This is a genomic window from Musicola paradisiaca NCPPB 2511 (assembly GCF_000400505.1).
In the GTDB taxonomy this organism is placed as follows: domain Bacteria; phylum Pseudomonadota; class Gammaproteobacteria; order Enterobacterales; family Enterobacteriaceae; genus Musicola; species Musicola paradisiaca.
Map to the genome: position 1 here is coordinate 2,036,856 of NZ_CM001857.1, position 9,613 is coordinate 2,046,468.

At 55.2% G+C, this 9,613-nt stretch carries 9 protein-coding genes; 5 read left to right on the forward strand and 4 right to left on the reverse strand.

Translation table 11 applies throughout. The features are described from left to right. Positions 1 to 268 precede the first annotated feature (268 nt). Positions 269 to 1,813, forward strand: a complete 1,545-nt coding sequence (locus tag DPA2511_RS08910) for a M20/M25/M40 family metallo-hydrolase (protein WP_051122273.1) — start codon at positions 269 to 271, stop codon at positions 1,811 to 1,813. A 141-nt stretch (positions 1,814 to 1,954) separates the two neighbouring features. Next, the gene (gene tyrR, locus DPA2511_RS08915) at positions 1,955 to 3,523 is read left to right on the forward strand and encodes a transcriptional regulator TyrR (RefSeq protein ID WP_012765343.1); all 1,569 of its coding nucleotides are present in this window, start codon (positions 1,955 to 1,957) and stop codon (positions 3,521 to 3,523) included. A gap of 18 nt (positions 3,524 to 3,541) precedes the next feature. Here tyrR and DPA2511_RS08920 read toward each other — a convergent pair whose 3' ends face one another. Then, on the reverse strand, positions 3,542 to 4,087 hold the full coding sequence (locus tag DPA2511_RS08920; RefSeq protein WP_012765344.1) for a GNAT family N-acetyltransferase: 546 nt from the start codon (positions 4,085 to 4,087) through the stop codon (positions 3,542 to 3,544). 159 nt (positions 4,088 to 4,246) lie between these two features. Beyond that, positions 4,247 to 5,137 (reverse strand): helix-turn-helix transcriptional regulator, encoded by an 891-nt coding sequence (locus DPA2511_RS08925; protein ID WP_012765345.1) that lies wholly within the window; start codon positions 5,135 to 5,137, stop codon positions 4,247 to 4,249. Positions 5,138 to 5,249: 112 nt separating this feature from the next. Between DPA2511_RS08925 and DPA2511_RS24240 the strand changes: the two genes are divergently transcribed. Continuing rightward, positions 5,250 to 6,005, forward strand: a complete 756-nt coding sequence (locus DPA2511_RS24240; RefSeq protein ID WP_404821616.1) for an MFS transporter — start codon at positions 5,250 to 5,252, stop codon at positions 6,003 to 6,005. A 105-nt stretch (positions 6,006 to 6,110) separates the two neighbouring features. Next, the gene (locus DPA2511_RS24245; RefSeq protein ID WP_404821617.1) at positions 6,111 to 6,686 is read left to right on the forward strand and encodes an MFS transporter; all 576 of its coding nucleotides are present in this window, start codon (positions 6,111 to 6,113) and stop codon (positions 6,684 to 6,686) included. 232 nt (positions 6,687 to 6,918) lie between these two features. Here the strand turns inward: DPA2511_RS24245 and tpx are convergent, their stop codons facing one another. Both tpx and mpaA read right to left on the reverse strand, forming a co-directional pair. After that, complete coding sequence (gene tpx / locus DPA2511_RS08940; RefSeq protein WP_012765347.1) at positions 6,919 to 7,422, reverse strand: thiol peroxidase; 504 nt, start codon at positions 7,420 to 7,422, stop codon at positions 6,919 to 6,921. Between the two features lie 36 nt (positions 7,423 to 7,458). Beyond that, positions 7,459 to 8,208 (reverse strand): murein tripeptide amidase MpaA, encoded by a 750-nt coding sequence (gene mpaA, locus DPA2511_RS08945; RefSeq protein WP_012765348.1) that lies wholly within the window; start codon positions 8,206 to 8,208, stop codon positions 7,459 to 7,461. Between the two features lie 398 nt (positions 8,209 to 8,606). Here mpaA and DPA2511_RS22770 point away from each other — a divergent pair. Further along, positions 8,607 to 9,613, forward strand: a 1,007-nt coding sequence (locus DPA2511_RS22770; RefSeq protein WP_035049598.1) for a peptide ABC transporter substrate-binding protein, incomplete at its 3' end; no start/stop codon positions are given.

Here is a 9,613-nt window from a genome sequence, read left to right on the forward strand (position 1 = left end):
ATCGTGGTTTTCTGACCATGGTTTTCTGACCTAGTGCAAAGAAAAAAAACCAGTCTTGACCGACTCTTAACCCATGCGTTGTCGTTATATCGCACATAACGCCTGCCGGCTCTGCATCGCCGCGACGGCAGGGCGACAGCGTACCGAACTGTCAGGTTTGGCGTCCGACGGCCGATACTGTTCTGGTGTGTCTTTTCCTCTGGCTGGAAGGAGATAGGCTGTGCATTATTGTGGCAAAACTATAATCGCGGGCGTATTGGGCGCCCTGATGTTGAATTTTTCTGTCCACGCTCAGTGGATCATGTCGCCGGCTGAAGCCCAGCGCTATGCGCAAGGGAGTTTCCCCGACTATCTTGACTCGTTAATGCTCAGCAATGACTCCGACGTGTCGTCTGATATCCAACGCAACCTGAGTTGGATGGATACCGCCTTCAAAAAACGGGGGTTTACCACCTACACCATTCCCAATGGCGCGCATCCCATGTTGTATGCCGAGTGGGGAACCATGCAGGCAAGCCGTAAGACCGTATTATTTCTATTGCATTTTGACGGCCCTCCGGTCACGGCTTCCGAGTGGAGCAGTGAACCATTCAAACCCACGCTGAAATACAAAGATAACCGTAACATCTGGCAGCCACTGCCTAACGAGCGGCTGATGCAATCGGCGATCGACCCGGAATGGCGGGTATTCGCCCGCTCATCCTCGGACGGCAAAGGGGTGATCGGTATGTTTCTGGCGGCGATTGACGCATTGAAAGGCAACGGTGCGCCGCCGGCGGTGAATATCAAGGTGTTGCTGGATTCGGAAGAAGAACGCGGCTCGCCCCATCTGATGTCGGTCGTGACGCAGAATGCCGCCCGGTTGAAGAACGACGGCGTGGTGGTGCTCAACGGCGCCATGATGAGCAATGACAATCCGTTGATAACGCTGGGGTATCGTGGATCAATTCAGGTGGATATGACGGTGTTTGGTCCGGATCCGGCGGCGCACAGCGGTGCGTTCGGCAATATCGTCATCAATCCGGCGCAGCAGTTGGCTACCTTGCTGGCGGGGTTGAAAGATGCCGATGGCCGGGTCACGCTGCCCGGTTTTTATGACCGAGTGAAGCTGAGCGACGAAGAGCGCCAACTCATGGCGAAACAGGCCCCGCCTAAAGGGGCGATTGAAAACCGCTATGGGGTGACGCAATTGGATAAGGTGGCGGCCAATCCGGTGGAAGCGGTACAGTATCCCTCGCTGGATATTATCGGGTTGAAGTCCGGCGATACCGGACGAAAAGCCATTTACGCGATTCCATCCACCGCCACTGCCAGCCTCAATATCCGTACTGTGCCGGAGACCTCGCCGGATTATCTCTACGATCTGCTAAAACGTTATGTGCTCGCCAAAGGGTTTTATCTAACCCGTTCTGACGCACCCTCGTTGCAAGAGCGCAACCACAACCCGAAGTTGATTGCTATGAATATGCTGACGGCGGGCGGCAGCTCCTACGCAGTCCGCACACAATTTGGCGCGCCGCTGGCGAAGTGGGTAAGTGAGGGGTTGACGGCGACGCGCAAGGTTGAGCCCGACAAAAACCGCATGCTGGGCGTCTCGCCGCCGATCAATGGCGCGCTGGCGCAACTGAAAAGCGCGTTCGCTGTGGTGCCGCTGGTGAATGCCGACAACAATGCGGCCAGTTATGACGAGAACTTGCGTGTCGGTAACTATCTGGAAGGTGTGCGCACCCTTGTGTCTCTGCTGACCACGCCGTTTCCGGCGGATGAGCCCGAGCCGCCGCGCCAGTCTGCCCAGTCGATCAAAACGCGCTGAGCGACAATCCATCAATTAATGACATGGGTGTCAACTTTTGCTGACACCCCACTTCATCCTGTGCGGATGTCAGGGTATGATTCCGCTTTCCGTTGTGTGAAGCACACCCAACTCCGCCGCCCGCTGAAAAAGGTTTTGTTGATGCGTCTGGAAGTGTTTTGTCAGGACCGGCTCGGTCTGACTCGTGAATTGCTGGATCTACTGGTACTGCGCCATATTGATTTGCGTGGTATCGAGATCGATCCTGTCGGCCGAATCTACCTGAATTTCGCGACGCTGCATTTTGAGGAGTTCAGCGCGCTGATGGCGGAAATTCGCCGCATTCCGGGCGTTAGCGATGTCCGCACCATCGCCTTTATGCCGTCGGAGCGTGAGCATCGGGCGCTCAGTGCATTGCTGGAGTCGATGCCCGAGCCGGTGTTATCGGTGGATCTGAAAGGCAAGCTGGAACTGGTCAACGCCGCCGCGCTGACATTGTTCGAGTTGACACGGGATAAAGCCCGGGCCATGACGTTGGGGCAACTGGTGAATGGCTACGCAATCGCCCAGTGGCAGGAACTGGGCGGCAGGCCGGAAACCGTGCGGGTAGTGATTCGCGGCCAGGATTTTTTGCTGGAGGTGACGCCAGTACACCTGGAAGACGACAACGGTAAACTGACGACGGCCGGCGCGCTGGTGATGTTGCGATCAGCGGTACGCATGGGGAGACAACTGCAGGATACGCCGGTTCATGACGACCGGGAGTTCGAGCATGTGGTGGCGGTAAGCCCGCGTATGCGCCAGGTGGTGGAACAGGCACGCAAACTGGCGATGTTGGATGCGCCGTTGCTGCTGATTGGCGAAACCGGCACGGGCAAGGATATGCTGGCTCGAGCCTGCCATCTACGTAGCAGCCGGGGTAAGAAACCCTTTTTGGCGCTCAACTGTGCCTCGCTGCCGGATGATGTGATGGAAAGCGAACTTTACGGCTATGCGCCAGGCGCTTACCCCAATGCGCTGGAAGGTAAGAAAGGGTTTTTCGAACAGGCTAACGGTGGTTCGGTGCTGCTGGACGAAGTGGGCGAGATGTCGCCCCAGATGCAGACTAAATTGCTGCGATTTCTCAACGACGGCACGTTCCGGCGTGTGGGGGAAGAGCATGAGGTTCACGTTGATGTTCGTGTGATCTGCGCTACCCAGAAAAATCTGCAGGATTTGGTGCAACGCGGGCTGTTTCGTGAGGATTTGTTCTATCGTCTGAATGTGTTGACGATCAATTTGCCGCCCTTGCGCGAGTGTCCGATGGACGTCATGCCGTTGGTGGAATTGTTTGTCGCCCGTTTCGCCGATGAGCAGGGCATTGCGCATCCCCGTATCGCGCCGGAGGTGCGCGCTTTGTTGCCGCAGTATGGTTGGCCGGGCAATGTGCGCCAGTTAAAAAATACTCTCTATCGTGCATTGGCTCAGTTGGAAGGCCATGAACTGCGTCTGGCGGATATCGACCTGCCTGCATTCCAGCATGACGTCGCCCACAGCGACGAGGTGCTGGAAGGGTCGCTGGATGATATCAATAAACGATTTGAGCGTTCGGTGTTGACCCGGCTGTATCAAACTTACCCCAGCACCCGCAAACTGGCGAAAAGGCTGGGGGTTTCTCATACCGCTATCGCCAATAAATTGCGTGAATACGGTCTCAGCGGGCGTAAAAGCGTCGGCGATGAAGATGAGTGAAGCCGCATGACGTTGCTGTCAGCGGATGATATCGCCCGGCACTAACGAATACATGGCGGCATCGATCGGCCCGTGGCGCAGGATGATGCGGTTTCTGGCGATGCCTTCAAAGTGGGCGCCGACCTTTTCCGCCACCCGACGGCTGGGGTGGTTGTGTTCTCCCGCAAAGATCTCCAGCCGCGTCAGCGCCAGTTCATCAAACCCGAATGCGGCAATGGCGCGCACCGCTTCCGGCATATAGCCATGTCCCTGAGCCGACTGCCGTATCCAGTAGCCGATATTCCCCATCCGATAAGCCCTATTGATGGCATTGATGGAAACCGTACCGAGCAGATGCCCCGATGCTCGGTCAGTGACGGCGAAATCAAAGGCATCGCCGCTCTGTCGCTGTTGTGCTGAAAGTGTGATCCAGCAGGAGGCGTCCTGCAGGCTGTAATCCGGCGACCACCAGACCAGCCAGCGGCCGATCGTATCGGCCGACTCCAAAATCGCCCGCAGGGATTCCTGAGCATCATCCGAGGTATAAGGGCGTAGTAACAGGCGCGGCGTAGTCAGTTCAGTCATAGAGTCCTCGCAGTCTGGTGGTGATAAAAAGGGAAAAATCCATTCTGTTAACAAAATAACTCACCGTTGCCCTCTGGCGAAAAACACACGCATCGTTGATGGGACGGTGTTGTTATCAATGCTTCGGTTAACCGGGTAAGCGTCAGCGTGTATGACCTATTACGTTGGCAGAGGATACTGGGCCAATTGTTCCAGCCACTGGTTGTCCTGCGGGCTGGCCGGCATATACACCAGCATGCGATCACCATTACTGGAGGCTGTCCACCAGTTGGTCTGCCGCAGGGCGATAATCCCCAGTACCGGGTGACGGAAGCGTTTTTCACGATCGTCCACGCCCTGAATGTCATGGCGCTGGTGCCATAACTGACGGAACTCTTCCGACTCGCTTAGAAAACGCTGTAGTTGGGCTTCCCATAGCGGATCACCGCTGTGTTCCGCCATGCGAGCCCGGAACATGGCTACGATATTCGGCAGAAGCTCGTGCAGATCGACCAAACATTCCCGCCAGCCGGGGTGAGTGAAAGCCAGCAAAATACAGTTGCGATCCTCATGGGGGAGCTGTGCCAGATTGATATTCATCAGACGGCACCAGGCCTGATTGAAACCGAGAATGCTAAAGCGTGCGTTGACGATGACAGCCGGAAAAGGGTTGAGTTGATCGAGAATTCGTTGCCCGTCAGCGCTGATTTTTTCACAACTGGCGCGTGCAGCGGGCGAGAAGGGCAACCCGGCCAACATAAACAGATGACGGGTTTCATCCTGATTGAATTGCAGCGCGTTGGCGATGGCGGTAAGCGTTTTAGCGGAGGTGCGGATTTCCCGACCCTGCTCCAGCCAGGTGTACCAGGTTATGCCTACATCAGCCAGTAACGCGACATCCTCACGGCGCAGACCCGGTGTTCGTCGTTTGCGCGGCGAGGGCAACCCCAGCCGCTGCGGATCCAGGCTTTCGCGACGCGAGCGCAGAAAGGCGCCGAGCTGTTTGCGGTTATCCTGTAACACGAGTGACGGATGCGATTCAGCTGCGGGTACCGACACGGTCATGATCATGAGGACATTCTCCAGGCAGGTAGTATTTATACCAGGATAAACAGGAACTGGTACCCGGTTATGATTCGAGTAATGCTAATTGCGTCTAGTCATTAACACAACGGATATCATCATGAAACAGGCTTCTATGCCACCTGCGCTCAGCAGTATCGGATTGATACTGCTACTTACCGGACAGCTATTGCCGATGATTGATTTTTCGATCGTCAACGTAGCGCTGGAGTCTATCGCTAACTCGCTTCACGCCAGCCCGGCAGAGCTGGAACTGGTGGTATCGGTTTACGGCGTCGCTTTTGCCGTTTCATTGGCGATGGGCGGGCGTTTGGGCGATAACTTGGGGCGCGGTCGGTTGTTTCTGTTTGGCGTGGCGCTGTTTGGTGTAGCGTCATTACTCTGTGGTATTGCCTGGCATATCGGCGTGCTGTTGCTGGCGCGGGCGTTGCAGGGTTTTAGCGCCGCTATGGTGGTGCCGCAGATCCTAGCGACGATCCATGTTTGCCTGAGAGGTCGCGACCACGCACGGGCTTTGGGGTTATACAGCGCTATCGGCGGTATCGCATTTGTCGTGGGGCAAGTATTGGGTGGTTGGCTGATTCAATTGGATATTGCCGGATTCGGTTGGCGCAGCGTGTTTTTGGTCAATCTGCCGCTTTGCTTGCTGGTTTTGCTGTTTGCTCCCGGTCGTCTACCGGATACGCGAGGAGAAAAACCGGTCGCGCTGGATATATCGGGAACCACATTACTTTCTATCGCGCTGGCTTTTTTTGTTGTTTCCTCTGGCGCTTGGGCCTATCTGGCATTGGAACTGGCTGTGTCTGGCGGCGTTGCTGCTGTCACTGGTGGCGTTTATTCTGCTGCGTTGGGTTGAGCTTCGGCAACCGGCGCCGTTGTTGCCGCCGCCCTTGTTCAAACTACCGGGTATTCGCTTCGGTCTCTTGCTGGCGTTGCTGTTTTTTCCAGCTGGAGCGGTTTTATGTTTGCGGTGGCATACACGCTGCAATCCGGTGCTGGGTTCTCGCCATTGCAATCAGGCAACAGCTTTATCGGGCTGGGATTATCCTATTTTGTCGCGTCGCTGTTGAGCGGGCGTATCGCTGCCCGAATCGGGCATATCCGTTCGTTGTTGATGGGATGTGCTATCCAGATGGTTGGGCTGGTGCTACTGATGGCGACGCTGGCATGGCGCTGGCCGATTACGATAATGCTGATTTTGCCCTCCACGATGATGATTGGTTTTGGGCAGGCGTTTATCGTCAGCAGTTTTTATCGCATCGGCTTGTCTGATGTGCCGCTGCCATTGGCCGGTGCGGGCAGCGCGTTGTTGTCGACAATACAGCAGACCTCTCTGGGGCTGGGGCCCATCCTGTTGGGAAGTGTTCTGGTTCAGGCTTTGCACGGCAACGGCGGCAACTTTGCGCAGGCGTTGATCGTTACACTGGTTGCCGAGTGGGGGCTGATGCTGGTGTTGGTCGCATGCGCGTTGCGGGTGAAATACCGCGAAGCGCGTGTTTCCCCGGCTGGCGGTGTGAGTGCGGTGAGTGAACGGTAAGGGTTACGACAAGGGTGTTGATAAAGGAGGGTAATAGATAAGGCGGGGTACCACATCCCATGCCGGGAACCGGCGCCGGTCGATTCGGCAGCGACAACACAGGGATGACTGAAGATACGTTTAGTGGGCTGGCTCACCGACGTTTCCTGTGGGAAGGCGCCTGAACGGGGTGATAGCGGGTCTGCCAATGTTTGGGAATTCCCCGGCGCTGTAGCTCCGGGGAGGTGATGGATTATTTCAGTACCGCCAATGCGGCATCGTAGTCCGGCTCGTTGGTAATTTCATTCACCAACTCGCTGTGCAGCACATTGTCATTTTCATCCAATACGACAACGGCTCGGGCTGTCAGCCCTTTCAGTGCGCCTTCGGCAATGGCTACACCGTAGTCTTCCTTGAATACATCGCCGCGCAGGGTAGACAGGACGACAACACTATTCAGACCTTCAGCGCCGCAAAAGCGGGATTGGGCAAACGGTAGGTCTGCAGAGATGCACAAGACCACGGTGTTGTTCAGTTCAGCGGCAAACTGGTTGAATTTACGAACGGAGGCTGCGCAAACACCGGTATCAATACTGGGGAAAATATTCAGGACTTTGCGTTTACCTGTGTAGTGGCTCAAAGCCACATCAGAAAGGTCTTTGGCAACCAGGGAAAATGCCTTCGCTTTACTTCCTTTTGCCGGGAAAGTCCCCGCAACCGGTACTGGATTGCCTTGAAAATGTACGTTTTTTGACATGTCTGTGTCCTTTATTACAGGTGTTTAACATGTTGATTAGTGTAGGGCAACATTCTCAACATTGGTATAAAAATTGTGGGAGAGCAGTTGCAGCAACGGTTCCAGATAATGTTCGTTAGCACTATCGGCGGCGATAACCGGTAGCTCTGCTGTAATGCAATGCAATTGATGTTCCACACACCAGGTACCGAACGAACCGGGCGTGGCATACCCCACGTTTTCCACTAATGGCAGTTCAAACGCCTTGGCCAGCCAGCTTCCCAGTGGCGACAGCCGTGGATCCTCAATGCAGGCCAGCGGTTCGTGAAAAGAGACGATCCACGGCGGCGAAAGCTGTTCTATCAGTTGGCACAATGCGCGGGTTTCCGGTTCGGAACCAGGGCTGTCGCCAGTGGATAGCCTGACGTCGCGATCAGGGGTAACGTCGCTCCAGCGGTATACCGTCCCGTCTGGTTGCCAGTTAGCTGTGGGGAAATTGCGATTAAGATCGACGCCATGCGCATTACACCGCGTACCGAGTTGGCATCCATCCGGATTCACCGCCAGCACGACATGATGATGGCGCAGACCGGGCGCGAGCGTTCGTAATGCGCAGGAAAGCGCGAAAACCGAAGCCGTTTCATCACCATGAGTGCCGGCAAGGATGACTCCACTATGCGGTGTGGATTGCTCTGCGGGAAAGAAGATCAATGGCGCCCCTAGCCGGGAGCGACCGTATACATCGCCGATATGGTGAAAAAATCCCCGCTCTGAGCGAGGCCGTGTTGCAGCGCGTTGTGTTGCCATATACGAAGTCCTGACTGCCATTTTGCCCCATCATAACAAAAAAGCCCTGTGCGTCAGCGTGGTTACGCCAGTTTTAGTCTGAATGGGAAGGTGTTTCGCATGGGTTTGTAATACGCTGGAGCATAGCGGGTGCCATCAGGGAGCGTTATCGCAAAATAGAGAGATCAGCGTTCGGGAGACTGGCTGGATGAACAGATTTACGTCTATTATCACTCACGGTTCTGTAACGATTTTTTCAGTCTGACGCACGACTTAAACCAGGTTGACCTGCAGGGGAGCATGGAGGCAGGCAGCCTATTGATAGCGTCAGAATGGCAACCGACCGGCCTTTATCGGCCCGTTTGTCAATGATTGGTTTTGCCACCGACATCGGTGGTTTTTTTCTGGAAGGATTCATCATGCAATCTCATTATCTCGCATTATCTATGGTGTTGATGGCTGCGTTGGCCGGCTCTGCTGTTGCAGCGCAGGTGCCTGTCGGCACCGTGCTGGCAGAACGGCAGGAGATCGTCCGCCATATCAAAGATGAACCCGCCTCGTTGGATCCGGTAAAGGCGGTAGGGCTGCCGGAGATTCAGGTTATCCGTGATCTGTTTGAGGGGCTGGTGAATCAGGACGAACACGGCAACCCAATCCCAGGCGTGGCGGAGCGTTGGCAAACCAGCGATAACCGGACTTTCATATTCACACTACGCAACAATGCACGTTGGTCTAACGGTGATCCGGTCACTGCTCGCGATTTTGTGTACAGTTGGCAGCGTCTGGTTGCGCCGGAAAATACGTCCCCCTTTGCCTGGTTCGCTCGACTGGCAGGTATCGTCAATGCGGATGAAATTTTGTCGGGCAAGCTTCCTGCCGATAGACTGGGTGTCGTCGCGTTGGATGATCATACGCTGAAAGTACAGTTGGTCAGGCCGATACCTTATTTTGTTAATCTGGCTGCCAATTTCAGTTTGTTTCCCGTGCATCAGGCTACGGTGGAAAAATTCGGTAAAGATTGGACTAAGCCAGGCAACTTGGTAGGCAACGGCGCGTTTCAGCTACAGGATCGGGTAGTGAATGAGAAGCTAGAGCTGATCCCTAATGCGTATTACTGGGATCATGCCCATACCTTGTTGGCCAAAGTGACGTTTGTACCGATCAATCAGGAGTCAAACGCCACGAAACGCTATCAGGCCGGTGATATCGACATCACCGAGTCTTTTCCGAAGAATCTCTACCCGAAATTACTGAAGGATATTCCCGGTCAGGTATTCACGCCGGATCAACTGGGCACCTATTATTATGCCTTCAATACTCAGCGGGGGCCGACCAGCGATGCCCGAGTGCGTCAGGCACTGTCGTATGCGATCGATCGCCAGATTATCGCGGAAAAAGTGTTGGGGACTGGCGAGAAGCCTGCTTA

Bases quoted from the DNA above. Each gene is read 5' to 3' on its own strand.
- mpaA (WP_012765348.1), bottom strand. From the start codon at position 8,208: ATGGCAACACAACGCGCTGCAACACGGCCTCGCTCAGAGCGGGGATTT.
- DPA2511_RS24240 (WP_404821616.1), top strand. From the start codon at position 5,250: ATGAAACAGGCTTCTATGCCACCTGCGCTCAGCAGTATCGGATTGATA.
- DPA2511_RS08910 (WP_051122273.1), top strand. From the start codon at position 269: ATGTTGAATTTTTCTGTCCACGCTCAGTGGATCATGTCGCCGGCTGAA.
- DPA2511_RS08920 (WP_012765344.1), bottom strand. From the start codon at position 4,087: ATGACTGAACTGACTACGCCGCGCCTGTTACTACGCCCTTATACCTCG.
- tpx (WP_012765347.1), bottom strand. From the start codon at position 7,422: ATGTCAAAAAACGTACATTTTCAAGGCAATCCAGTACCGGTTGCGGGG.
- tyrR (WP_012765343.1), top strand. From the start codon at position 1,955: ATGCGTCTGGAAGTGTTTTGTCAGGACCGGCTCGGTCTGACTCGTGAA.
- DPA2511_RS08925 (WP_012765345.1), bottom strand. From the start codon at position 5,137: ATGATCATGACCGTGTCGGTACCCGCAGCTGAATCGCATCCGTCACTC.
- DPA2511_RS24245 (WP_404821617.1), top strand. From the start codon at position 6,111: ATGTTTGCGGTGGCATACACGCTGCAATCCGGTGCTGGGTTCTCGCCA.